Origin of the sequence: Streptomyces chartreusis NRRL 3882, from assembly GCF_900236475.1 — a bacterium.
Classification (GTDB): Bacteria; Actinomycetota; Actinomycetes; order Streptomycetales; family Streptomycetaceae; genus Streptomyces; species Streptomyces chartreusis_D.
Genome location: NZ_LT963352.1, coordinates 6,220,008 through 6,242,924, shown reverse-complemented (window position 1 = coordinate 6,242,924; position 22,917 = coordinate 6,220,008). Strand labels below are relative to the sequence as shown.

The window sequence follows — 22,917 nt, the reverse complement described above, 5'->3', positions numbered from 1 at the left end:
GCCGCAGGCAGTTGCCGTGAGTGGGCGGGCGCGGGTGTGTCCGTGGTTGATCGCGCAGTTCCCCGCGCCCCTGGGGACGTCGTACTAGACCGGGTTCAACCTCCACTGTTGGCAGGCGTTGTTGAGCCAGGACCACTGGCGTACGTCCGCGCTGTCCGTCGTCGAGCAGTTGGCCACGTCTGCCACCTTGCCGGTGGCCTTGTTGACGATGCGGACGTAGCCACCGTCCGTGGCGACGAACTGGAAACGCTGGCAGGTGTTGTTCAGCCAGGACCACTGGCGCAGGTCCGCCCCGTCCGCGGAGGAGCAGTCGGCCGTGTCGAGGACCTTGCCGGTGGCGGCGTTCACCAGTCGGTGGGTGTCGTCGCCCAGGTCCTCCAAGCGCCAGCGCTGGTTGGCACCGCCGTTGCAGGTGTACTGCGCGACGTTGGTGCCGTCGGCCGACGAGCTGCCGGTGACCTCCAGGCACTTGCCGCTGTTGCGGTTGGTGACCGTGTAGGTCGTGGAGGCGGACGCCGGTTCACCGGACGGCCCGGGCAGGGAGGCCCCGAGCCGGACGGGCGTGCCGAAGTTCGGCGTGCCGTCGGAGTTCCAGGTGAACTTCTGGGCCCGGGTCGTACGGCCGTTGTCGCAGCCGTCGGAGGCGGAGTCGTTGGCGTGGTAGACGATCCAGCTCTCGCGGCCGTCGGGTGAGGTGAAGAAGCCGTTGTGGCCGGGCCCGTACACGCCGGCCGCGTCACTGCGCTGGAAGACGGGCGTGGACTTCTTCGTCCAGGAGGAGGCGGACAGCGGGTCGGAGCCGGTGAGCTCCAGTTGCCCGAGTTTGTAGTCGGGCGTCCAGCAGCCGCTCGCGGAGTAGATCAGGAAGGTCCGGCCGCCGCGTTGCAGCACCTCCGCGCCCTCGTTGACGGTGCCGCCCTGCCGCTCCCAGGCGTACGTCGGTGTCGAGATCGTCGAGTAGGAGCCGCTGACGGTGTACGGGTTGGCCATCGGGGCGATGACGAGATTCTGCGTACCGCCCGTGATCGCACTGCCCAGCATGTACAGCCTGCCGCCCACGTTCATCAGGCTCGGGTCCAGCATCCAGGCGGAGTTGAGCTGCCCCTTGTAGGTGTAGGGGCCCATGGGGTCGGAGCCGGCGCTCTCCAGCACGTGGCTGCGCTGCGTCGGGTTGTAGTCGGACACGTTCTGCCCGGCGACGTAGTACAGGTACCAGCGGCCGCCCACGAAGTGCAGCTCGGGTGCCCAGATGTTGCAGCACCGGGAGGCGGCGTCGCCCTTCCACACCTGCACGCTGGGGGCGGTGGAGAGCCCGGCGAGGGTGGCGGACTTGCGGATGGTGATGACGTCGGTCCAACTGGTCGTCACCAGGTAGTAGTTGCCGTCGTGGTAGGAGATCCAGGGGTCGGCGCCCTTGACGGACTTGACCGGGTTGGCGAACGAGGCGGCGCTCGCGGTGGGCCGGCCGAGGGTGAGGGCGAGCAGCAGGACGGCCAGCAGGGTCAGTAGGCGACGGGCCATCCGCTGCTCCAGTTCAGGAGGTTGACGCCGAGCTTGGGCGTGCCGTTGTCGTTGCCGTCGTAGTAGTGGTAGACGATCAGGTCGCCGTCGGTGTCCTTCAGGATCGACTGGCCGCCCGGTCCGATGATGCTGCCGTGCGACTCCAGGACGGGCGTGCCGCCGTTGTTCATCAGGTCGACGCCGTTCCTGTCGCGGTAGGGCCCGGTGACGCTGGAAGCGCGCCCGACCTTCACCTTGTACGTGGAACTGGTCCCGGCGCAGCAGGCGTCGTACGAGGCGAAGAGGTAGTAGTAGCCGCCCCGCTTGACGATGAAGGGCGCCTCGACGGCCTTGGTCCCGGTGGGGCGGGAGGCCAGCGAGTAGCGGGTGGTGCTGGAGGAGAGCTGCTTGCCGGTGGACGGGTTGATCTGGATCATCTTGATCCCCGTCCACCAGCTGCCGAAGGACAGCCACCACTTGCCGTCGTCGTTCACGAAGAGGTTCGGGTCGATGGCGTTGAAGTCGCTGGCGGAGTTCGACGTGTAGACCGTGCCCTGGTCGGTCCAGCTGCCCGGCTGGCCGGTGCTGGAGGTCGCGAGGCCGATGGCGGAGGTGTTCGAGCCGAACTTCGAGACGGAGTAGTACATCAGGTACTTGCCGCCGTGGTACGAGATGTCCGGCGCCCAGGCCTCCGGGACGGAGGAGTAGTTCCGCCACCAGCCGGGCCGGCTGGAGAAGGCGTCGGCGCCGTTTCTGAACGCGGTGCGGTCACTGCTGGTCTTGCTGGCGATGCCGCCGCCGGTCGCGTAGAGCAGGTACTGACCGGACGAGGTGCGGACCATCGACGGGTCGTGGGTGACGATGTCACCGGTGACCCGGCCGGGGTTGGGGTACGCGGACGCCGCACTCGGCATCAGGGCGAGCAGGGCTGCGGTGGGGAGGGCGAGCAGGGCGGTTCTCTTGCGCAGGATGGAGCGGCTCATACGGTCCTCCTTGCGGTGGGGGTGACAGCCGTCCGATATTCCGAACAGCGATCGCAAGTTCGAACGGACCGTAGAATCGAACCTCTTGCGCGTCAATGGTTCGCACAGCGAGAAACGCCGGCCCCGCTCGTCACCGCCGCCCACCGAACTCCGGGCTCGGGCCCGGCGGCCGACCTCGACTAGGCGAATGTGCGGGCGGCGGCGGGATCCGGCAGGTCGAGGATGTGGACGCTGCCGGTGAGGGCTTCCCCGCCACTGGAGGTCCATGGGGACAGACCCTTGCCCAGCGAGGGCAGCAGCTCAAGCGGCTTTCGGGTTCGGGGGGTCGGCGTAAGGTCGGTCCGGCAGGAGCGTCGTTCGATTCGGGGGATCATGACGGCAGTCGAGGGACAGCCCATCGTGTTCGTGCACGGGACGCGGTTCAGCGCCGGGCAGTGGAGCCCGCAGCTCGCCGCGCTCCGGGAGGAGTTCCCCGTGGCCGCCGTCGATCTGCCGGGGCACGGTTCCCGCTCCACCGAGGCCTGGAGCCTGAAGGCGGCCGCGGAGGTCATCGCCGACGCCGTGGACGCGCTCGGCTGCGGACCGGCCCTGGTCGTCGGGCACTCGCTCGGCGGGTACGCCTCGCTGGAGTTCGCACGGGTTCGCCCGGAGCTGTTGCGCGGGCTGGTGCTCGCGGGTGCCAGTGCCTCGACCCGTGGGGCGTGGGCGGTGCCGTACCGGTGGGTCGCCGGGCTCGTCCCGCGGCTGCCTGCGGATCGACTGGCGGGGTGGAACGACACGTTGTTGCGGCGGCTGTATCCGGCCGGGGTGGTCGAGGCCACCATCCGGTCCGGCTACGCCTTTCACACCCTCCCCGCCGCCTGGGGCGAGGTGCTGGGGCGTTTCGACGCGGGCGCGATGCGCCATGTGGCGGCTCCGGTGCTCATCCTGAACGGTGAGAAGGACCGCGTCTTCCGGTCCGGCGAGGCGGCGTTCGCCCGCGCGCATCCGCACGCCCGCGTCGAGCTGATCCCGAGAGCCGGGCACCTCGCGAACTTCGACGATCCGGTTGCCTTCAGCGATGCCGTGCGCCGCTTCGCCCGGCAGTTGGGCAACAGCGCATGATGGGGCGGCCCACCCGGCCCAACGACCCGGTGGACCGCCCTCATCCCGTCAGGACTTCCCCGGGCACTCCTTCCACGCCATGTGGTACACCGTGCTGATGTCCCCGTCCGTCGAGTCCATCGTCATGAAGCTGACCTTGTCGGCCGACTGCGTACCGGCGTTGACCCGGAGTTCGGTGTTGATGTTGAAGTTGCGCTGGACTCCGCAGGGTGCGTAGACCAGTTGGGCCCAGTCCGTCTCGTCGGTGGCCTGCCAGTTGTCGTTGTAGGGGCCGCTGAAGGGGTGGTTCTTGGACACCGTGCTGGGCGAGCCCTGGAAGTAGTACGAGGCCCGCTGGGAGCCGCTCGCGCCGCGCTGGAGTGAGGCGAAGCCTCGGTAGTCGGCGCTGGCGATGGCGTAGGTGAAGCCCTGGGGCACGTGCACGATGAGGCTGAGCTGGCAGTTCCTGCGGAACGCGGTCGGGTCGGAGCCGCCGCCGGCCTGGGCGAGGTAGTCGCTGTAGGTGACCGTGAACGCCGTGTTGTCCTCGGAGACGGCGACCGCTGCCGTGCCCTGCGGACAGCCGGAGCCGTTCACCGTGGCGACCTTGATGACGATCTTGTCCGGGGGCGGGTCGACGAACCCGGAGGACGGGGATTGTGCGGGGAGTGCGCTGGTGAGGAGCGCGGCTACCGCGCCGCTCAGGAGCAGGCCACCGGCCATGGTTCTCCCATCCGTTCGTGGGGGGTGGAACACGAAGTAGGCATGAGCATGTCAAGACGACAGCCCATGCGCGCCCAGCCCGTGACCATTCCATGGAGGAGCTGTGAAGGCCGGGAGCGGTCGCATCGTACGCAGGGCGGAGGAGGTCGGCCAGGGCGGTCTCCGGCCATTCACAGTGGCCCGATCACACCGGGAGAAGGGGCGCCGGGCCCGTTCCCGCGGGCCCCGTTGACACCAGCGGTACCGGCGGGCGCATAAGGTGCGTTACCAGTGCGTCGGCCCCAGGACACCCCGAGGACGCGATGAGGATCACCCACCGGCTCCCCCGCGGACACGGCCCGTCACGGGTTCTCCCAGGCCGCCGGTTCCGCGGCCAGCCGCTCCACCGGCTCGGGCAACGCGCCGGCCGCGAGGTCGGCGATCGTCACGCCCTCCAGGATCCTGCGCACATTGGCCCGCAGGGCGATCCACAGCGGCAGCAGCGGCTCGGCCGTGCCGGAGTAGGCGAGGCCGGTCGGGCGCTCGCCGCGCACCGAGACGATCGGCCCGTCCACGGCCCGGATCACGTCCGCGACCGTGATCTCCGAGGCCTCCCGCGCCAGCCGGTAGCCGCCGCCCCCGCCGCGCCGGCTGTCGACCACACCACCGCGGCGCAGATCGCCGAGGATCCCTTCCAGGAACTTGTGCGGGATGTCCTGCGCGGTGGCGACGGCCTCCGCCTTGACCGGCCCTTCGCCCTGTCGGACGGCCAGTTCCACGACCGCTCGTACCGCGTAGTCCGCACGTGCCGAGATCCTCATACGACCATTGTCGCGGTCGGCCCGTAGACAATGACCCACCAGCACCACGTACGGCACGGCAGCACAACAGGAGGCGCTCCCTTGGAGCTCAGCAGGCGTACCTTCCACGCTCTCGCCGGCACGGCGGCGCTCGGCTTCGCGCTGACCGGCAGCGGGTCGCCGACCTCCGCCAACCCGGCACGCACCGTGCCCACCGGCCCGCCGCCACCGGTACCGGGCGCGGACGGCAGGCGGCACGAGGTCGGTTTCGACCGGTACTCGCTGCTGGTCGACGGCCGGCGCCTCGTCCTCTGGTCGGGCGAGCTGCACCCCTTCCGGCTGCCGAGCCCTTCCCTGTGGCGGGACATGCTGGAGAAGATGCGCGCTCACGGCTACAACGCCGTCAGCGTGTACGTCGCCTGGAACTACCACTCCCCCGCCCCCGGCCGGTACGACTTCACCGGTGTGCGCGACCTGGACCTGTTCCTGCGCATGGCCGCCGAGACCGGTCTGTACGTGATCCTGCGGCCCGGCCCGTACATCAACGCCGAGGTCGACGCCGGCGGCTTCCCCGGCTGGCTGACCGCCACCGAGGGCACGGCCCGCACCTCCGACCCGACCTACCTGCGGTACGTCGACGAGTGGCTGTCCGCCGTCAACGCCATCGTCGCCAAGCGACTGTTCACGCGGGGCACGGGCACGGTGCTGCTGTACCAGATCGAGAACGAGTACGACGCGCACGTCGACGAGCCGACCGGGCGCGCCTACATGTCGTACCTGTACGAGAAGGTCCGCGCCGACGGCATCGACGTGCCGCTGTTCCACAACGACAAGGGGCGCAACGGGTACTGGGTGCCCGGGTCGTTCGGCACCGGCGGTGAGAAGGGGCGCTGGCTGTACGGGTTCGACGGGTATCCGGAGCCGGACGAGGTGCCGCCCGACTGGGGGCACTTCGGGACCGGCGGGGCGAAGGGCGGGGCCACGGCCAGTCCGCGCACGCCCGGGTTCCTGCCCGAGTTCGGCGGGGGCTGGTTCGACCCGTGGGGCGGGTCCTGGTTCGACGGGAAGGGCTACGCCGAGGCGCGCCGGACCCGGGACGCGGCGTACGAGCGGCGTTTCCACCTCACCAACCTCGCCAACGGCATCACGCTGCACAACGTCTACATGACGTACGGCGGCACCTCCTGGGGCTGGCTGCCCGCGCCGGTCGTCTACACGTCGTACGACTACGGCGCGGCCTTCGACGAGGCCCGCAACGCCACGCCCAAGCTCGCCCCGATGCACCAGATGGGGCAGTTGCTGCGGTACGTGCCGGACCTCGCCAGGCTGAACCGGGCGAAGGCGGTACGGGCCGCCGACGAGCGGATCAAGGTCTACCACCTGGCCAACCCCGACACCGGCGCCCACTTCTACGTCCTGCGCAACGACTCCGACGAGGCGGTGTCCTCGACGCTGCCGGACGCCGGGATCGACGTGCCGGTCAGGGTCCCGGCGCGGGACGCCAAGCTGATCGCCGCCGGGCTGAAGCTCGGGAAGCGGACGCTGGTGCACGCCACCGTGCAGCCGATGCTGAGCCTGACCGCCGGGCGGCAGGACATCGCCGTGTTCGCGGGCCGGCGGGGCGATCTGGCGCAGGTCGTGCTGGACTGCGCGGACGAACCGACGCCCATGCGGCTGGACGCGGAGCCCGCGTGGGCCTACAACCTCGGCAAGCTGTACGTGACCGCTCCGCTCGGCGCCGGCGGGCTGAGCCGGGTGCGGGTCGAGGGCGACGGTGTGGACACGCCGATGCTGCTGCTGTTCGCCGACGACGCGACGGCCCTCAGGCTGTGGCCGTACGAGACGCCGTCCGGCCCGCTCCTCGTCTACGGCCCGGCCCTGCTGCGGTCGGCCACGCTGCGCGGCTCCACGGTCCACCTCACCGGCGACACCACCGGCCAGACCGGCCTGGAGGTGTGGGGGCCGCGCGGGATCACCCATGTCACGTGGAACGGGCGCCCGGTGCCCACCCGGATCAGCGCCTCCGGCAGTCTGCTGGCGCTCCGCCCGCTTGCCGGCGTGACCGCGCCGGCCCTGCCCGCCCTCGACGGCTGGCGGCGGCGGACCGAGAACCCGGAGGCCGAGCCCGGCTTCGACGACTCCGGCTGGACGAGGGCCGACAGGAAGACGTCGTTCAGCACGACGCCCGTGCCCGACGGGCAGCCGGTCCTGTTCGCCGACGACTACGGCTTCCACTACGGCGACGTCTGGTACCGGGGCGAGTGGACGGACGCGAACGGCCTGGAGTCCGTGTCCCTCGACTACAGCACGGGCACGCAGGGCCTGCTGATGGCCTGGCTGGACGGCGAGCCGCTGGGCACGCACCGGATGCCGGTGCCGGACAGGGACCGGGCACGGCAGGGGACCTGGACGGCGAAGGCCACCTTCGCCCTGCCGAAGGACCTGCGGAAGAGGTTCCGTGAGGACCGCCGCGAGCGTGGTGACCGGCACGTGCTGTCCGTGCTCGTCCGCCGGATGCAGCACGACATGGACGGCAAGGCACTCGACACGCACAAGGCCGCGCGTGGGCTGACCGCCGTCACCTTCGAGGGTGCCGCCCCGAAGGTGACCTGGCGGATCCAGGGCGCGTCGGCGCCCGATCCCGTGCGCGGGCCGATGAACAACGGGGGGCTGCACGGGGAGCGCGAGGGCTGGCACCTGCCGGAATACGACGACGGGGACTGGCAGGACGCCGAACTGCCGCGTGCCGACCGGCGGCAGGGCGTCACCTGGTACCGGACGGACTTCCGGCTCGATGTCGAGCCCGGAGTCGATGCCTCCATCGGGCTCGTCCTCGACGACGACCCGAAGCGGGCCTACCGCGTCCAGATCTTCCTCAACGGCTGGAACATGGGCCAGTACATCAACGACGTGGGGCCCCAGCACACGTTCGTGCTGCCGAACGGGATCCTCCGTACACGTGGCGCCAACACACTGGCGTTGGCGGTGCTGTCCGACGGGACCACACCGTCGGGGCCGGGGGATGTACGGCTGACGCTGCTGGGCGCCGCGGCTGGAGGGGTGCCGGTCACACCGGTGTGACCGGATCGAGCCGTCCGCGCGCATTGCCTTCTCCGGCAGGCTGGTTCACCGTGTTGGCCTTTCCGGGCTGCCGACAGGGAGGGGAACCTCGTGCGAAGACGGCGTTTCATCGGTGGATTGGGCGGATTGGTCGGGGCCGGGCTCGGGCTCGCCTCGATGCGGGGTGGAACGGCCTGGGCGGCCCCCGGTCTCCCGGGTGAGACCCGCGAGTGGCAGGCCGTCCCCGCCCCCGAGGCCGCCCCGGCCGCGCAGTTGCTCGACGTGGCGGCAGCGGGCCCCGGCCTCGCCTGGGCCGTGGGCGAGGAGGGCCGCTACGGCAGCGCACGGGGGACGGCGCTGACCCTCGTGTGGGACGGCACGGCCTGGCAGCGCACGGGCACCGGCTTCGGCGGCTATCTGGGCTCCGTCGCCGCCGCGTCCGACGGCTCCGCCTGGGCCGTCGGCACCGACACCTCCGGCACCGCCCGGCTGCTCGCCTGGGACGGGCCGGCGTGGCGGGAGGCCGACTTCCCCAGGCGCGGGGCGCCGGGCACGTCCCTCGCCGCCGTCGCGACCGGCCCCCGGGGCCACGTCTGGGTCTCCGGCCGGAACAGCGACGGCTCGGTGCTGCTGCACGGCCACCGGGGCAAGTGGACCTGGCTGGAGGCGCCCCCGGTCACGACCACCATCCCGCCGTACGGCATCCACCGCGCGCCTTGTGGCGACATCTGGGTCTACGGAAGCGAGCTCGTCGCCCGCTGGGACGGAGCGGCCTGGACAGTGCTGCCGACGCCCGGCGGCATCCGGGCCGGCTTCACCGGGCTGCTTCCGGTCGCCCGCGACGACATCTGGATGACGGGCTACGACTACGGCGTCGGCGGCCCGCCCGGCAAGCCCCCCGGCGTCCGGCTGCTGCACGGGGACGGCACCGGTTGGGAGTACGTCACGGCACCGTTCGGCGTGGGAGTGCTGACCGGCATCGTGGGCGACGCTCAGGGGCGTCCCGACCGTATCTCCGGGTGGGACTTCTGGGACCAGACCCGGGCCCACTACCTGCGCTGGGACGGCACGGCCTGGGTGAGCGAGCGGGGGCCGGTGGCCACGACCCCCGTCGTCATGAACGCCCTCGCGACGGTGCCCGGTTCGGACGGCTACTGGGCGGTCGGCACGACGTCGCCCCCGCCGTCCACGACCGCCCGGCCCCGCATCGAACGCTGACCGGGGGCCGTCACGCCAGCCGGATCACGTTCCAGGACAGCGGCTCCAGGACGGCGCTCAGCGTGCCGTCCCGGAGGGCCGTGCCGTCGCCCGGGTGCGGGGCGACGCGCTCGGGGTCGTCGAGGGTGTTGCGGGCGTCGGGGTCGGCGTCCGCGAGGACGCTGTGCTCGACGACCCGCGTGAGGTCGAGGCCGTTCAGGGCGACGTCGAGCGGGAGGGCGTCGGTGCGGCTGCGGTTCACCGCGAAGACCGTGACCGTGCCGTCCTCGGCGCGTACGGCGGTGGCGTGCAGCAGGTCCGTCTCGCCGTACTTCTTCGTCTCGTACGTCGGCGAGTCCACCCGGACGTCGAGGACCTGGCCGCGGCCGTACCTGCTCGCCTGCGCGAACGGGAAGAACGTCGTCTGCCGCCAGGCCGGGCCGCCCGGCTCGGTCATGATCGGCGCGATGACGTTGACGAGCTGGGCGAGGCAGGCGACCGTGACGCGGTCGGCGTGCCGGAGCAGGGCGATGAGGAGCGAGCCGAAGACGACGGCGTCGGTGACGCTGTAGTTGTCCTCCAGCAGGCGCGGGGCCTCCGGCCAGTCGTCCTGCTCGAAGGTCTTGGCACGGGCCTCCCACTCGGGCAGGTACCAGACGTTCCACTCGTCGAAGGAGAGGTTGATCCGCTTCTTCGACTTGAGGCGCGCGCCCACGTGGTCCGCGGTCGCGACGACGTTGTCGATGAAGGACTCCATGTCGACGGCGGAGGCCAGGAAGGAGTCGACGTCGCCGTCCTCGGGCCAGTAGTAGGCGTGCAGCGAGATGTAGTCGACGAGGTCGTACGTCTCCTCCAGGACGGTCGCCTCCCACTGGGCGAACGTCGGCATGGACTGGCTGGAGGAGCCGCAGGCGACGAGTTCGACGCCGGGGTCCAGCTGGCGCATGGCCCTGGCCGTCTCGGCGGCGACCCGGCCGTACTCCTCCGCCGTCTTGTGGCCGGTCTGCCAGGGGCCGTCCATCTCGTTGCCGAGGCACCACAGTCTGATGCCGAAGGGGTCCTTGTCGCCGTGGCTGACGCGCAGGTCGGACAGGGCGGTGCCCTCGGTGTGGTTGGCGTACTCCTGGAGTTCGAGGGCTTCCGCGACGCCTCGGGTGCCGAGGTTGATGGCCATCATGGGCTCGGCCTGGGGGCCGATCTTGCGGAGGAAGTCGATGTACTCGGAGAGGCCGAAGCGGTTGGTCTCCGTGGAGTGCCAGGCGAGGTCGAGGCGGCGGGGGCGGTCCTCGGCGGGGCCGACCGAGTCCTCCCACTTGTAGCCGGAGACGAAGTTGCCGCCGGGGTAGCGGACGGCGGTGACGCCGAGTTCCCGGACGAGGTCCAGGACGTCCCGGCGCAGGCCCTTGTCGTCGGCCGTGGGGTGGTCCGGTTCGAAGATGCCTGTGTAGACGCAGCGGCCGAGGTGTTCCACGAAGCTGCCGAAGAGGCGAGGGTTGACCTCGCCGACGGTGAAGGCTGGGTCGAGGGTGAAGCGGGCGGTGTGCATGGTCGCCTTTCGGGGTGGGTGGTTTCTGTTGTCTGGCGGCTGCGGGTGGTTCGTGGCTTGTCGCGCCCACGCGGCGGAGCCGCATACCGAGCACGGCCCCGCGCCCCTTCGGGCGCCGTTCTACTGCCCAGCCAAGCCGGTGTGCGCGACACCCGCCACTATCTGCCTCTGGAAGAACACGAAGACGATGATCAGGGGCAGGCCCGCCATCAGGCCGCCGGCCATGAGCTGGGCCCACTGGATGCCGTAGGAGTTCATCACGGTCGCGATGCCGTTCGGCATGGTCATCAGGTCGGGGTTGTTGGTCACCATGTACGGCCAGAGGAAGTTGTTCCACGAGGCGATGAACGTGAAGATGCCGACCGCGGCGAGGGAGGGGCGGGAGAGCGGGAGGACGATGGTGAAGAAGACGCGCCAGCGGCCCGCGCCGTCGATGAAGGCGGCCTCCTCCAGTTCGCGCGGGATGCCCTGGAAGAACTTGTAGAGGATGTAGACCATCGCGGCGGGTGCGCACTGCGGCAGGATCATGCCCCAGTAGGTGTCGACCATGCCCATCTGCTGGACGGTGGTGAAGAGCGGCACGCCGAGGACGGCGGGCGAGATCATCAGGCCGGCCATGACCAGGCCCATCAGGGCCTTCTTGCCGCGGAACTCGGTGCGGGCGAAGCCGTACCCGGCGAGTGCGCTCACCAGCAGCACCACGGACGTCACACAGACGGAGACGACCACGGAGTTGACGAACCAGTTGGTGATGTTGCCGGTCTCGAAGAGGGCCTTCCAGGCCTGGCCGGTCCAGTCCTCGGGGAGCCAGTGCGGTGGGACCTCCACCGCCTCGGTCTCCGACTTGAGGGAGGTGAACAGGGCCCAGGCGAAGGGGGCCAGGAAGGCGGCCGAGACGCCTGTGCCGAGGAGGGTCAGGACGATCTGGCCGGGGGTCCACGGCTTACGGGGCTTCACCGGTACGGCGGTGGTCATCGGGCGCTCTCCTCACGGTTGCGCAGCAGCCACATCCTCGCCAGGGCGACGGCCGCGATGATCACGAAGAAGATGACGGAGATCGCGGAGGCGTAGCCCACGCGGTAGCTCGTGAAGCCCTCTTCGAGGGTGTACTGGACGAAGGTGCGGGTCGATCCCTCGGGCCCGGGGAGGAAGTCCATCATCACGACGGCCTGGTCGAAGACCTGGAGCGAGGCGAGGATCTGCAGGGCGATGACGAGCCCCGTGATGTTGCGCAGCATCGGCAGGGTGATGTGGACCATGCGGTGCCAGGCGTTCGCGCCGTCGAGCTTGGCGGCCTCGTGGAGGTGGTCGGGGATGCCCTGGAGCGCGGCGAGGTAGAGGAGGAAGCTGAAGCCGACCGTCCACCAGAGCGTGCAGATCACCACCGCGAGCATGGCGTAGGACTTGTCCGTCAGCCACGGCGTCTCGATGCCGAAGACGTAGTTGATCATTCCGGTGCCGGGGTTGAACAGCCACTGCCACAGGTTGGCCGCGACGGTGGACGGCAGCAGGAACGGGGCGAAGAAGCACAGCCGCCACAGCCACTTGCCGCGTTCGATGTGGTGGGCGAGCATCGCGAGGAGGAAGGCGAGGACCGTGATGCAGGGCACGACCAGCAGCGTGAAGTACGCGCTGTGGCCGAGCGTGTCCCACACCAGGGGATCCTGGACGGCCTCGCGGTAGTTGTCGAGGCCGACGAAGCTCGTGCTGTCGCCGGAGATGTTGGCGTCCGTGAAGCTGAGGTAGACGCCGCGCAGCAGCGGCCAGATCACGAAGAGCGCGAACAGGGCAAGGAACGGGGCGACGAACCAGCCGCCGTGCTGGAAGCCCTGTTTGCGGGGGGTGGTGGCGCTGTCGGCGGCGGTCCCCGCGCGCACGGGTGCGATGACGGTCTGGGCGCTGGTGGTCATGCGACCGCACCTCCCTGTGCGGCGGTCTTGCCGTCCATGGGGTTCTTCGTCGCGAGCAGCCTGGTGAGCTCGCCCTTCATCCGGCGGGCGGCGGTCTCCGGCCTGGCGGAGCCCATCGTGGACGAGACGACGACGGGGCCGACGCGCTGGGCGAGGATGCCGGTGGAGCCGGCGAACCACACCTTGGGCTCGGTGGCCTGGTGGTCCATGGCCGAGACGTACTCGTTCTGGGGACTCATCTTCTGGTACGCGGCCGTGGACAGGACCGGCCGGTAGGCGGGGATGTGGCCGCCGAGCGCCCACTGCCGGGCGTGCCGGACGATGTAGGCGGCGAGTCGGTGGGCGCCCTCGTTGGCGGGGCCGCCGCGGTCGGACTGGTGCGGCAGGACGAAGGCGTGCGACTCGGCGTGGGTGGCCGGTCCGCCGAAGACGGGCGGCAGCGGGGTGGCGCCGTAGTCGATCTTCGCGGTGTCGTAGACCGGCACCGACCAGTTGCCCTCCCAGACGAAGGGCGAGCCGTTGACGAACTGTTCGGCGCTCGCGAGGCCCGCGAAGCTCGGGTCGGCGTACCCGTCGGTGATGTGCCGGCGCAGGAACTCCAGGACCTGGGCGGCCTTGTCGGTGTCGAAGGTGACCTCGGTGTCGGCGTCGTTGAACCAGGTGCCGCCGAGCTGGGTGTAGAAGGCGACGAAGAACCACCACTGGAAGTTCTGGTCACTGCTCCACATGCCGATGGTCTGCAGCCCCTTCTTGGTGGCCTTCTTGGCCTCCTTGAGGACGTCGAACCACTCTCCGGTCGACGTCACGGGCACGATCCGGCCGTCGTCGCCGAGCAGCCCCGCCTTCTTCAGCACGTCCTTGCGGTAGAAGCAGAGCTGGACGTGGATGTCGAGGGGGACGGCGTAGAGCTTGCCGTCGATGACGCCGCGATTCCACAACCGGGGGTTGAAGTCCTGCTGCCGTACGCCGTACTCGGCGAGCAGGTCGACGTCCCAGGCGTCCAGGAGGCGGCCGGGCGAGAAGCCGGTGACCCGGCCCATGTGCATGACGCCGAGGTCGGGTGCGCGATTGCCCGCGGCGGCCATGGCGAGCTTGGTGTAGAAGGGGCTGCCCCACTGGAGGGTGGAGTCCTTGACCGCGATGGCCGGGTGGTCCTTACGGAAGGAGTTCAGCATCGCGATCATGTTGTAGCCGTCGCCGCCGCTGAAGAGGTTCCAGTACCGCACGCGCGTGTTCGCGTCCGAGGCGAGTGCGTCGGCTCCGGTGCCGAGTGCGGCGAAGCCGAAGCTGCCCCCGACGGTGAGCCCGCCGAGCCCGCCGAGAAGCTGCCTGCGATTCAGGCCAGGTCGTCCCATGCCCTGCCCTTACTGTTCGATACCCCGAATGACGCTCGTAACTTCGAACGGGACCGTAAGTTCGAAGCGCCTGCACGTCAATGGGTCGGGCGGGAAGTTCGGGTGGGACTTTTGGGCGAGTTCGGTCGTTCCCCGTTGAACTACGGACATCGGATCGCATGACGCGCACACTTTCGGGCGCGTAGTCTCGGACCCGCTGCCAAGCCGTCGGCCGACGGTGAGAAGGGGGAGCGATGGGCATCGCGGGCGCGCGGGTCAGGGCCGCCCGAGTCACGGCCGCGCTGAGGCGGTCGCGGAGGGGCTCCGCCATGCGTGGCCTGGCCGCCGAGCTCGCCGCCGCGGTCCGGGCGAGGGAGCAGGTCCCGGTCGGCGTACGGTCGTTGTGCCGGGCGCTGTGCGAGGAGATGAGCGCACGGCGGGGCGGGCGTCCCGTCGAGCTGCGTTTCGAGCGGTTCCCCGACGAGATCGAAGTGACCGGGCTGTGGGTGGAGTTCCAGGACTTCGACCTGGTCATCGTCGAGGAGCGGGCCGAGGCGGTGCAGCAACTGGTCATCCTCGGGCATGAGCTGTGGCACCTGCACGCGGGGCACGCGCATCACCACGAGGCGGGTGCGGCGGCGGCCCACGCATTCGCCGACCGGCCGGGGTGGGACGACGCCGCACTGGCGGTGGCCGCCCGCAACGGATCCCGGGAACGGGACGAGGCCGATGCCGACGCCTTCGGACATCGGCTGGCGGCAGGGTGCCGCGCGCTGCTGCCGGGCGGGCGCGGACCGGACGCGCCCCTCGAACCCGTGCAGCGGTCGCTGTACTACCGGGGGCCGCGAGGAGGTGCGGCACCGTGACGACGGTGGCGCTGACCCCGGTCGAGTTCGTCAACCAGTTCTATCCGAACTTCTGGTGGATCCCCGCGGGGGTCCTGGCCGCCGCCCTGGCCATCAAGCTGCCCAGCATCATCCGGCTCTGGAAGGACCCGATGCTGCGCGCGGTCGGCGGGCTGCTGCTGCTCGCCTGCGCGGTGTTCGTCTTCGTGGCGCCGTCGACGATCGCGCGGGTCAACCGGCTCACCGGGGTGGCGAACTTCTCCGGCCCCTGGGTCTACTCGCTGCTCACCGCGTTCTGCGCCTTCTGCCTGTTGCTGATCATCTCCTGGCGCAACGGCCCGTCCGACCGCTCGGACCGCACCCGGCGCGCGATGCGCGGGGTCGTGACGGTCTATTCGGGCGTGATCGTCGCCATGTGGGTGCTGTTCGCCCTCGCGGACGTGCCGGTGGAGCGGCTGCGGGATCTCGACACGTACTACGCGAACACGCCGTACATGCGCGAACTGATCGTGCTCTACCTGCTCGCGCACACCGCGGCCGCACTGGTCACCAACGGGCTGATCTGGAACTGGGTGCGCACGGACGGACTCGACTCGCTGCTGCGCTGGGGGCTGAAGTTCCTCGGCGTCGGCTACACGGCGCAGTTGCTCTTCGACGCCGCCAAGATCGGTGCCGTGGTGGCCCGTTGGTCCGGACGGAACGTGGACTGGCTGAGCACGGCCGTCGCCCCGCCGCTCGCCTGCCTGTCCGCCGTGCTCATCGCGATCGGCTTCATCCTCCCGCACGCCGGGCAGTACCTGCACGGCCGCTGGCACGTCCGGCTCGCCCACCACGAGCTGCGGCCGCTGTACCTGCTGATGAAGACGGTCAACGGCGGAGGGGTTCCGTTCCTGCTGCGTGCGACGCCGGAGCTGCGACTGGTCCGCCGGGAGACGTTCATCCGCGACGTGCTGCTGCCGCTCGCCCGGCACATCGACGATGACCGGCGCGAACGGTTCCACGACGCCGCCCTCGCCCTCGGCCACCCGCCCGGACTGGCGAAGGTGTTCGCCGCCACCGCGGCGATCCAGGACGCGGCCGACGCCGGGACCCGGACACCGGAGGACGACGGCACCGGTGCCCATGACACCACGGAGCTGCTGCGCGAGATCGGCGCCTTGTCCCGGGCCCTGCGCCGCACGGAGGACCTCCGGGCGATCCGCGCCCTGGCGCGGGACCACACGGAGGAAGCACGTCGCTCAACGGCTGACCACATCCCTGGGGCCACCCGGCCGATTTTCGACGGGCCCCGCACGGGGAGCCGCGCGCACGGTGCGTGAAGGTACGGTGAGAGCCGTCCGGGACGAGGCCCGCACGGCTCGAAACCGGTGCCGGCGCACGGTGTTGGGGGCTGCACGGCCGTGGCCGGACGTCGGGGAATGCCCGCAGGGCGAAGGAGCCTTCATGGCTGAGTGCGAGGAGTCGCATGTCGCGTAGAGCTGTCGTCATCGGTGCGGGTCTGGCCGGCATGCTGGCCGCGGCGGCCCTGTCCGCCGTCGCGGACGAGGTGGTCGTGCTCGACCGCGACGACCTGCCCGAGGGGCCGGAGCACCGCAAGGGCCTGCCACAGGGACGTCACGCGCATCTCCTCATGGCCGGCGGCCTGGCCCCCATGGAGGACCTGGTGCCGGGCGTCAGCATGCGCAAGCACCTGCTCGCCGCCGGCGCGCACGAGATACCGCTCGGCTCGGGCATGGTCGCCCTCACACCCGAGGGCTGGTTCCGACGCTGGCGCCAACCCGGACCGCGGATGCTGACCTGCACCCGGGCACTGCTCGACTGGGCAGTGCGGGGGGCCGTGCTGGACAACACCGGAGTGGTGATCCGCAAGGCGGGGGTGCTGGAGCTGACGGGGTCGCGGCAGCGGGTGACCGGGGTCCGCGTCTCGACCGCGGCCGGGGAGGAGGAACTCGCCGCCGACTTCGTGGTGGACGCGAGCGGACGTGGCTCGCGGATCGTGACCTGGCTGGCGGGGCTGGGCGTCGACGACGTGCGCGAGAAGACGGTGGACGCCGGCCTGGTGAACGCCTCCCGTCTCTACCGCACTCCCGAGGGGGCCGGGCGTTTCCCCCTGACCATCGTGCAGGCCGATCCGTATCAGGGACGGCCCGGCCGCAGCGGCATGGTGCTGCCGATCGAGGGCGACCGCTGGATGGTCAGCCTCGCCGGCACGCGGGGCGGTGGCGAACCGCCGTCCGACCCGGACGCGTTCCTCCGGTACACCCTGGACCTGCCCGACCCCATCGTGGGCCGGCTGATCTCCGGCGCTGAACCGCTCACCGACGTCCATGTCAGCCGCAGCACCAGCAATCACCGCCGCTACCTGGAGAAGGTGCGCTCCTGGCCCGAGCGCCTCGTCGTCCTCGGTGACGCACTGGCCACGTTCAACCCCGCCTACGGGCAGGGCATGTCGGTGGCCGCGCTGGGCGCCCGGGAGCTGGACCGCGAGCTGCGGCGGTCCGGCCTCGACGCGCCCGGGCTCGCCCGGCGCGTGCAACGGCGGGCGGCCAGGCCGGTGGAGGCCGCGTGGACGATGGCGGTGAGTCAGGACGTCTGGTACCCCGGGACGCGCGGCGGCTCGCCCGGGGTCGCCGACCGTCTGGTCACCGCCTACACCCGCCGCATGATCCGCACGGCGACCGGCTCGTACACGGCGGCGTCGGCGGTCTGGGACGTGATGAGCATGACGACGGGGCCGACGCGGCTGCTGCGGCCCTCGACGGTACTGGCGACGCTGAGCGGGCCGCCGATGCCGGCGGCGGTGGGGGCGCCACTGACGGAGGACGAGCGGGCGATCCTGCGACGGCTGGACCGGTCGGGACGCTGAGCCAGGGGGCGCTCCGGTCCGGGCCGGTCCGCGCCCCGTCGGCGTACTCACGTGCGGGCGTCCCGGGACCCGGCCGTCGCCCGCTCGTGCCCCTGCCCTCGGTCAGCCGTCGAACGCGGGCTGGGCCAGGCCCTTGCCCGCCCCCGGCGCCACGAACAGCGACCCCGCCAACGCGGGCGGCTCCGTCAACCCCGTCCGAGCCGTGGTGATGTACAGATCACTCATCCCGGCCCCACCGAACGCGCAGGCCGTCACCAACGGCACGGGCAACTCGATCACCCGGTCCAGCCGCCCCTCCGGCGTGTACCGCCGTACCGCCGCGCCCTGCCACAGCGCGACCCACACACACCCGTCGGCATCCACGGTCAGCCCGTCGGGAAAGCCCGCCCCGTCCTCGATCTCGACGAGGGTGCGCCGCCCGGAGACCCGCCCCTCCGCGTAGTCGAAGACGTCGACGCGCCGGGTCGGGGAGTCGATGTAGTACATGAGCCGCCCGTCGGGGCTCCACCCCGTGCCGTTGCTGACGGCCACGTCGTCGAGCACGAGGCCGACCGTGCCGTCACCGGTGACGCGGGACAGCGTGCCGCCCCCCGGCGCCTCGTCGTACCGCATCGTGCCGGCCCACAGCGCACCGTCGGGCGCGACGGCGGCGTCGTTGGCGCGGCGGCCGGGCACGGGCTCGTGGTGCAGCCAGCGAAAGCCGTCGTCGGAGGGGTCGAGAAGACCGATTCCGTCGCGCAGGTTCAGCACGAGTCCGCCCCCGGCCCGCGGCTTGACCGCACCCACGTGCTGCTCCGTCCGGCGGACCGTGCGGCGCCCGGTGGCCGGGTCGTACGTGTGCACCCGGCAGCCGAGGATGTCGATCCAGAGGAGCCGGCCGGCCGCCGCGTCCCAGGTCGGGCCCTCGCCGAGCTCGGCCTCGGCCCGCACGGCGACCTCGTACGGCGTCGTCGTCATGCCATGCTCCGGTGACCGAGGTGCTCGGACAGCTCGGCGGCACCCTTCGCGGCGAGCTGCTCCAGCTCGGCGCGGCGCTCCTCGCTCCAGCGGATCATGGGCACGGAGATCGACAGGGCGGCGACGACCTGACCGGTGCGGTCGCGGACCGGCGCGGCCACGCAGCTCACGTCCGGGTTGGACTCGCGGTTCTCGACCGCGAGGCCCCGCTCACGGATCTCGGCCAGGGTCTCGCGCAGGACCGCCGGGTCGGTGATGCTGTTGGGGGTCATCGCGACCAGCTCGGCGCCGTCGGGAATCCGCGCGGCGAGCTCGTGCTCAGGAAGGGAGGCCAGCAGCATCTTGCCGACGGACGTGCAGTGGGCGGGCAGCCTGCGCCCGGCCGCCGACACCATCCGCACGGCGTGCGTGGAGTCGACCTTGGCGATGTAGATGACGTCCGTGTCCTCGAGGATCGCCACGTGCACCGTCTCGTCGCAGGTCTCGGCGACGGACCGGGCGACGAGCTGGCCCTCGGCCGCGAGGTCGAGCTGCTCCGCGTAACGGGCGCCGAGCTGGTACGGGCGCACACCGAGCCGGTAGCGTCCGGGCTGGCCCGGCACCGGGACGATGTACTTCCGGGCGGCGAGCGTGGTCACCAGCTCGTGCACGGTCGTGCGCGGCAGCTGGAGCTTGCGCACGATGTCGGGGGCGGAGAGCGTCCCGTCCCCGTCGAGGAAGAGCTCCAGAATGTCGAGAGCCCGGGTCACGGCTGGTACGAGGCGTCCCACGACCGGCCCCCTCCCTATATGTCTCAGGCGCCTGTGTTCGAGATATCACCGTTCGAGATATCAACAGGCGATCGGCATGACGAACACAGGCTAGCCATAGAGGTTTGCCCGGGCAATGGGCAGCGGCACCGCGGGCGGAAACCCACGAGCACACCACGAGCACGTTGCGTGCACATTAGAGTGCCCAGTGTGCGGCACGTCACAGGTGTCGCAAGGGTGGGGGAACTCTGTGCACGACATGACCATGGGCTCGAACGTCTCTTTGACGGCCCTGAGCGAGAACGTCGGTTCCGCGATCGTCAGCCTGGGCTGGTCCAGTCCGACCGGTGAGGGCGACGCCGACGTTTCCGTGCTGCTGCTGGACGCGAACGGCAAGGTCCGCAGCGACGCCGACTTCTACTTCTACAACAACCCCGTCGCCGCCGACGGCAGCGTGCAACTGCTGCCCAAGGAGAGCAACCTGCGGATCACCGGGTTCCGGCTGTCCCTCTTCAAGGGCATGGGCAGCGGCCGGGGCAACGCCGAGTCCGGCTTCATCCGCAGCGTCGACGACGCCGTGCACCGGTTCTACACCTCGGTGGTGGCCCACCTGGACGCTCCGGCATCCGGGCGGGCCGCGGCGAAGGAGCGGGCCGCGGTGTGACAGTGCGGTGGCCGTGAGCTTCGCCCGGTGCGCCGGCCCCGCTCACCGCCGCCCCCGCACCGCCCCCAACTCCCCCCGCAGCCGCTGCGCCCGCAGTACCAGTTCCAGTTCGAAGCGGCGGTCGGGGTCGTCGATCTCGTCGCCCCACAGTTCCCGGATCTGGCGGAGCCGGTAGCGGACCGTCTGGGGGTGGACGCCGAGCCGGGCCGCGACCTCGGGTGCTCCACCTCGGGTCTCCAGCCAGGCCAGGAGGGTTTCCGCGAGGCGGCGGCCGTGGGTGGGGCCGCAGTGGGTCAGGGGGGCCAGGCACCTCAGGGCCAGGTCGTCGATCAGTTCCTCGGGCTGGAGGAGGACCAGCGCCTCGGTGTGCTCCGTGCAGTAGAGGACCTCGCCCGAGGGGAGCAGGTCCCGCTCCATGAGGCGTACGGCGGCCTCGGCCCAGCGCAGCGACTTCGCCGCGTCGGTGAGCGGGACCGGCGGGCCGATCGCGCCGGACCAGCCGGCCAGGGCCCGGTGCAGGAGCTCGGGGCGGCCCGCCGCGTCCGGTTCGGGCACGACCATGCGGGGCTGCTCGTACTCCATGTCGAGCAGCACGCCCTGCCCGACCGCGGGGGCCATGGCCTCCCGGGCGGGACGCAGCAGGACGCCGACCGCGACCTTCTCGGGCAAGGGCCAGCCGATCCGGGCGGCCCGTTCGGTCAGGGCCTCGGCGGGGTCGCCGCGGTGGTGCTCGGCCAGCAGCAGCTCCATCAGGCGGCGCTGGAGGCGCAGGCGTTCCCCGGCCTGGCGGGCCGCGGCCTCGGCGTAGCCGCGTACGGACTGGTCGACCAGGCCGTCCAGGTACTCGTAGCCCGCGTCGACGAGTTCGTACATCGCCGGGGGCGGGATCTCCACGCGCTGGCCGATGTCGGCGAAGCGTCTCCAGGCCAGGCGTACGCCCATGCGGTAGATGGCCTGGAGGGAGTCGAGCGAGCGGCCGTTGAGGCCCTCCCCGCGGCCGAAGTCCTGGAAGACACCGGGCGGGACGGTGGGCCGGCCCTCCGAGTGCTCCAGATGCTGCACGAAGACCTCGATGGCGCGGCGGATGCCGACCAGGGCCATGGGCTCGCCGGAGTCGTCGAGGACGACGGGCAGATGGGGGTATTCGCGCTGGATCTCGCAGAGGATCTCCTCCGCGAGCGCGGGCGCCTCGGCCATGGCGATCGCCGCGAACCGGCGTACCTGGAAGCGCGGTACGTCGTGCCAGGCCGAGCGTGTCGTGACGGTTCCGGTGCGGGCGGCCGTCACCGGCTCAACTCCCCTGGCCGGCTTGTTCGTACGTGATCAGGGGGGTGTTCGGCTGGTCGGGTGTGGCTTCGAGCAGCGCGACCACGCCCAGCGCGGCGCCCACGGCGAGGGCGGCGGCGAGCGCGACGGTCAGCGCGGCAGCGAGCAGTCTGGACATCGCAGGGTCAGCCTCTCTGTCCGGATTCGTCCGGAGATCGTCCGGAGGTCGTCCCCACCCCGGCACCCCGTCCCTGCCTGTCGCGCCCAGTGTCGACAAGCATTGACACCCCGTCAAGAGCGGCCTACGGTTCCCGGCCCAGCCGCACGCGCTGTTCTCTCCGCCGTGCCGGCCCTCTCGTACGTCGAGCCGTCCCAAGCCACTGGAGTGCCCGGATGCGCCGTACAACCTCTCCCTTTTCCCTGGTCCTGCTGGGTCTCGGCACGTTCCTGCTGGTGCTGGCGCCACTGCTCGCCTGGTACGTCCAGCCGCGTGCCGCGGTGAACCCGATCGACATCGACACGACCGCCGTCTACACCGGCCGGGGCAGCGTCTTCGACACTGACCGGATCGAGACGGTGCCCGACCGGAAGATCACGGTGACCCAGCGGGTGCGGGGCAACGTCGAGGACAGCGAACGCAGCGGCAACGCCGTCTGGGACGTGACGACCACGGTCGACACCGACAACTCGCTGCCGGCCGCCGACCCGCACGACGCGCTGGACTTCGTCCCCCACCGCTGGGTGATGGACCGGAAGACCACCCGGCCCGTGCACTGCTGCGGCGAGAAGCCGTACATCGAGGGCGAGGCCTATCTGAAGTTCCCCTTCGACGTGCAGAAACGCTCGTACCAGTGGTGGGACAACACCCTCGGCGACACGGTCGTCCTGCGCTACCGGGGCACCGAGAAAATACAGGGCTACACGGGCTACAAGTTCACCGGCTCCGTGGCGCCGACGAGGACCGGCACGCGGATGGTGCCCGGCAGCCTCGTCGACCAGCCGGAGCGGCCGCAGGTGCTGGCCGAGGAGTGGTACTCCAACCACGGCTTCGAGCTGGTCGTCGACCAGGCCACCGGCCGGGTGATCTACGCGCAGACCGGACCGAAGCGGACGCTGCGGGCGCCGGGCGGGAAGAAGGACGCGGCGGTGCTGCTGGACAGCCGGAAGATCTCGTTCACGACCGCGACACAGAAGGAGGCCGTGCGGCAGGCGAAGCGGGACAGCGGTCAACTGCGCCTGGTGGGCACGACGTTGCCGATCGGGGCCGGTGTGGCGGGTGTGGTGCTCGCAGCGGTGGGTGGCGTTCTGGTGGCGCGTGGGCGGAAGGAGCCGGAGCAGCCCACTCCGTCCGATACGCCCAGTACGCCCCAGCCCACCCTCACGATGTGATGTGACGTCAGCTCCAACAAAGCCCGAAATTGTCACGCCGGTGAGTAGCCGTCGAGAACGTCCGGG

19 protein-coding genes and 1 pseudogene are annotated in these 22,917 nt (G+C 71.0%); 8 read left to right on the top strand and 12 right to left on the bottom strand.

Annotated elements, in window-relative coordinates:
- Positions 1-84: 84 nt before the first annotated feature.
- Together SCNRRL3882_RS28210 and SCNRRL3882_RS28205 are read right to left on the bottom strand one after the other, a co-directional pair.
- Positions 85-1,521 carry a family 43 glycosylhydrolase gene (locus tag SCNRRL3882_RS28210; RefSeq protein WP_010042353.1) on the bottom strand — a complete coding sequence of 479 codons (1,437 nt, stop codon included), beginning with the start codon at positions 1,519-1,521 and terminating at the stop codon, positions 85-87.
- Positions 1,503-2,483: an arabinan endo-1,5-alpha-L-arabinosidase gene (locus SCNRRL3882_RS28205; RefSeq protein ID WP_010042351.1), complete on the bottom strand. Its 981-nt coding sequence runs from the start codon at positions 2,481-2,483 to the stop codon at positions 1,503-1,505. Before SCNRRL3882_RS28205 ends, SCNRRL3882_RS28210 begins: the two co-directional genes overlap by 19 nt.
- 372 nt (positions 2,484-2,855) lie before the next feature.
- On the opposite strand from SCNRRL3882_RS28205, the gene SCNRRL3882_RS28195 reads away from it, so the two are divergent.
- Positions 2,856-3,587 (top strand): alpha/beta fold hydrolase, encoded by a 732-nt coding sequence (locus tag SCNRRL3882_RS28195; RefSeq protein WP_010042349.1) that lies wholly within the window; start codon positions 2,856-2,858, stop codon positions 3,585-3,587.
- Between the two features lie 48 nt (positions 3,588-3,635).
- On the opposite strand, the gene SCNRRL3882_RS28190 is transcribed toward SCNRRL3882_RS28195, so the two are convergent.
- Positions 3,636-4,289 carry a DUF4360 domain-containing protein gene (locus SCNRRL3882_RS28190; RefSeq protein WP_010042347.1) on the bottom strand — a complete coding sequence of 218 codons (654 nt, stop codon included), beginning with the start codon at positions 4,287-4,289 and terminating at the stop codon, positions 3,636-3,638.
- A gap of 341 nt (positions 4,290-4,630) precedes the next feature.
- Complete coding sequence (locus SCNRRL3882_RS28185) at positions 4,631-5,089, bottom strand: RrF2 family transcriptional regulator (protein WP_010042345.1); 459 nt, start codon at positions 5,087-5,089, stop codon at positions 4,631-4,633.
- 81 nt (positions 5,090-5,170) lie between these two features.
- Here SCNRRL3882_RS28185 and SCNRRL3882_RS28180 point away from each other — a divergent pair, with 81 nt between their 5' ends.
- Entirely contained in the window at positions 5,171-8,149 is a 2,979-nt protein-coding gene (locus SCNRRL3882_RS28180) for a glycoside hydrolase family 35 protein (RefSeq protein WP_010042343.1), read from the top strand.
- Positions 8,150-8,266: 117 nt separating this feature from the next.
- Positions 8,267-9,346 (top strand): hypothetical protein, encoded by a 1,080-nt coding sequence (locus tag SCNRRL3882_RS28175; RefSeq protein ID WP_158688423.1) that lies wholly within the window; start codon positions 8,267-8,269, stop codon positions 9,344-9,346.
- A gap of 10 nt (positions 9,347-9,356) precedes the next feature.
- Here the strand turns inward: SCNRRL3882_RS28175 and SCNRRL3882_RS28170 are convergent, their stop codons facing one another.
- From SCNRRL3882_RS28170 to SCNRRL3882_RS28155, 4 genes are all read right to left on the bottom strand, one after another.
- Positions 9,357-10,871, bottom strand: coding sequence for an alpha-N-arabinofuranosidase (locus SCNRRL3882_RS28170; RefSeq protein ID WP_010042338.1), 1,515 nt, complete (start codon positions 10,869-10,871; stop codon positions 9,357-9,359).
- 120 nt (positions 10,872-10,991) lie between these two features.
- Complete coding sequence (locus SCNRRL3882_RS28165) at positions 10,992-11,846, bottom strand: carbohydrate ABC transporter permease (protein WP_010042336.1); 855 nt, start codon at positions 11,844-11,846, stop codon at positions 10,992-10,994.
- Positions 11,843-12,781, bottom strand: a complete 939-nt coding sequence (locus tag SCNRRL3882_RS28160) for a carbohydrate ABC transporter permease (protein ID WP_010042334.1) — start codon at positions 12,779-12,781, stop codon at positions 11,843-11,845. The genes SCNRRL3882_RS28165 and SCNRRL3882_RS28160 overlap by 4 nt, the downstream gene beginning before the upstream one ends.
- Entirely contained in the window at positions 12,778-14,136 is a 1,359-nt protein-coding gene (locus tag SCNRRL3882_RS28155; RefSeq protein ID WP_010042332.1) for an extracellular solute-binding protein, read from the bottom strand. The genes SCNRRL3882_RS28160 and SCNRRL3882_RS28155 overlap by 4 nt, the downstream gene beginning before the upstream one ends.
- 233 nt (positions 14,137-14,369) lie before the next feature.
- Between SCNRRL3882_RS28155 and SCNRRL3882_RS28150 the strand changes: the two genes are divergently transcribed.
- From SCNRRL3882_RS28150 to SCNRRL3882_RS28140, 3 genes are all read left to right on the top strand, one after another.
- Complete coding sequence (locus SCNRRL3882_RS28150; RefSeq protein WP_010042330.1) at positions 14,370-14,981, top strand: hypothetical protein; 612 nt, start codon at positions 14,370-14,372, stop codon at positions 14,979-14,981.
- The gene (locus SCNRRL3882_RS28145) at positions 14,978-16,279 is read left to right on the top strand and encodes a DUF6545 domain-containing protein (protein ID WP_010042328.1); all 1,302 of its coding nucleotides are present in this window, start codon (positions 14,978-14,980) and stop codon (positions 16,277-16,279) included. Before SCNRRL3882_RS28150 ends, SCNRRL3882_RS28145 begins: the two co-directional genes overlap by 4 nt.
- A 146-nt stretch (positions 16,280-16,425) precedes the next feature.
- A complete protein-coding gene (locus SCNRRL3882_RS28140) occupies positions 16,426-17,826 on the top strand; it encodes an FAD-dependent monooxygenase (RefSeq protein ID WP_010042324.1) in 1,401 nt (466 codons plus the stop codon).
- 102 nt (positions 17,827-17,928) lie between these two features.
- Here the strand turns inward: SCNRRL3882_RS28140 and SCNRRL3882_RS28135 are convergent, their stop codons facing one another.
- Complete coding sequence (locus SCNRRL3882_RS28135) at positions 17,929-18,783, bottom strand: SMP-30/gluconolactonase/LRE family protein (RefSeq protein WP_010042323.1); 855 nt, start codon at positions 18,781-18,783, stop codon at positions 17,929-17,931.
- Entirely contained in the window at positions 18,780-19,553 is a 774-nt protein-coding gene (locus SCNRRL3882_RS28130) for an IclR family transcriptional regulator (protein ID WP_010042322.1), read from the bottom strand. The genes SCNRRL3882_RS28135 and SCNRRL3882_RS28130 overlap by 4 nt, the downstream gene beginning before the upstream one ends.
- Positions 19,554-19,791: 238 nt before the next feature.
- On the opposite strand from SCNRRL3882_RS28130, the pseudogene SCNRRL3882_RS41185 reads away from it, so the two are divergent.
- A pseudogene (locus SCNRRL3882_RS41185) lies at positions 19,792-20,004 on the top strand (TerD family protein); the annotation flags it as partial.
- Positions 20,005-20,238: 234 nt separating this feature from the next.
- Here the strand turns inward: SCNRRL3882_RS41185 and SCNRRL3882_RS28120 are convergent.
- The gene (locus tag SCNRRL3882_RS28120; protein WP_010042320.1) at positions 20,239-21,483 is read right to left on the bottom strand and encodes a PucR family transcriptional regulator; all 1,245 of its coding nucleotides are present in this window, start codon (positions 21,481-21,483) and stop codon (positions 20,239-20,241) included.
- 4 nt (positions 21,484-21,487) lie between these two features.
- Complete coding sequence (locus SCNRRL3882_RS41180) at positions 21,488-21,640, bottom strand: hypothetical protein (protein WP_010042314.1); 153 nt, start codon at positions 21,638-21,640, stop codon at positions 21,488-21,490.
- Between the two features lie 215 nt (positions 21,641-21,855).
- Here SCNRRL3882_RS41180 and SCNRRL3882_RS28115 point away from each other — a divergent pair, with 215 nt between their 5' ends.
- Positions 21,856-22,851 carry a DUF3068 domain-containing protein gene (locus SCNRRL3882_RS28115; protein ID WP_010042312.1) on the top strand — a complete coding sequence of 332 codons (996 nt, stop codon included), beginning with the start codon at positions 21,856-21,858 and terminating at the stop codon, positions 22,849-22,851.
- Positions 22,852-22,917 lie beyond the last annotated feature (66 nt).

What these genes read in the sequence shown, in the direction of transcription:
- SCNRRL3882_RS28210 (WP_010042353.1), bottom strand. Translation starts at nt 1,521, where the DNA reads ATGGCCCGTCGCCTACTGACCCTGCTGGCCGTCCTGCTGCTCGCCCTC.
- SCNRRL3882_RS28205 (WP_010042351.1), bottom strand. Translation starts at nt 2,483, where the DNA reads ATGAGCCGCTCCATCCTGCGCAAGAGAACCGCCCTGCTCGCCCTCCCC.
- SCNRRL3882_RS28195 (WP_010042349.1), top strand. Translation starts at nt 2,856, where the DNA reads ATGACGGCAGTCGAGGGACAGCCCATCGTGTTCGTGCACGGGACGCGG.
- SCNRRL3882_RS28190 (WP_010042347.1), bottom strand. Translation starts at nt 4,289, where the DNA reads ATGGCCGGTGGCCTGCTCCTGAGCGGCGCGGTAGCCGCGCTCCTCACC.
- SCNRRL3882_RS28185 (WP_010042345.1), bottom strand. Translation starts at nt 5,089, where the DNA reads ATGAGGATCTCGGCACGTGCGGACTACGCGGTACGAGCGGTCGTGGAA.
- SCNRRL3882_RS28170 (WP_010042338.1), bottom strand. Translation starts at nt 10,871, where the DNA reads ATGCACACCGCCCGCTTCACCCTCGACCCAGCCTTCACCGTCGGCGAG.
- SCNRRL3882_RS28165 (WP_010042336.1), bottom strand. Translation starts at nt 11,846, where the DNA reads ATGACCACCGCCGTACCGGTGAAGCCCCGTAAGCCGTGGACCCCCGGC.
- SCNRRL3882_RS28160 (WP_010042334.1), bottom strand. Translation starts at nt 12,781, where the DNA reads ATGACCACCAGCGCCCAGACCGTCATCGCACCCGTGCGCGCGGGGACC.
- SCNRRL3882_RS28155 (WP_010042332.1), bottom strand. Translation starts at nt 14,136, where the DNA reads ATGGGACGACCTGGCCTGAATCGCAGGCAGCTTCTCGGCGGGCTCGGC.
- SCNRRL3882_RS28150 (WP_010042330.1), top strand. Translation starts at nt 14,370, where the DNA reads ATGGGCATCGCGGGCGCGCGGGTCAGGGCCGCCCGAGTCACGGCCGCG.
- SCNRRL3882_RS28140 (WP_010042324.1), top strand. Translation starts at nt 16,426, where the DNA reads ATGTCGCGTAGAGCTGTCGTCATCGGTGCGGGTCTGGCCGGCATGCTG.
- SCNRRL3882_RS28135 (WP_010042323.1), bottom strand. Translation starts at nt 18,783, where the DNA reads ATGACGACGACGCCGTACGAGGTCGCCGTGCGGGCCGAGGCCGAGCTC.
- SCNRRL3882_RS41180 (WP_010042314.1), bottom strand. Translation starts at nt 21,640, where the DNA reads ATGTCCAGACTGCTCGCTGCCGCGCTGACCGTCGCGCTCGCCGCCGCC.
- SCNRRL3882_RS28115 (WP_010042312.1), top strand. Translation starts at nt 21,856, where the DNA reads ATGCGCCGTACAACCTCTCCCTTTTCCCTGGTCCTGCTGGGTCTCGGC.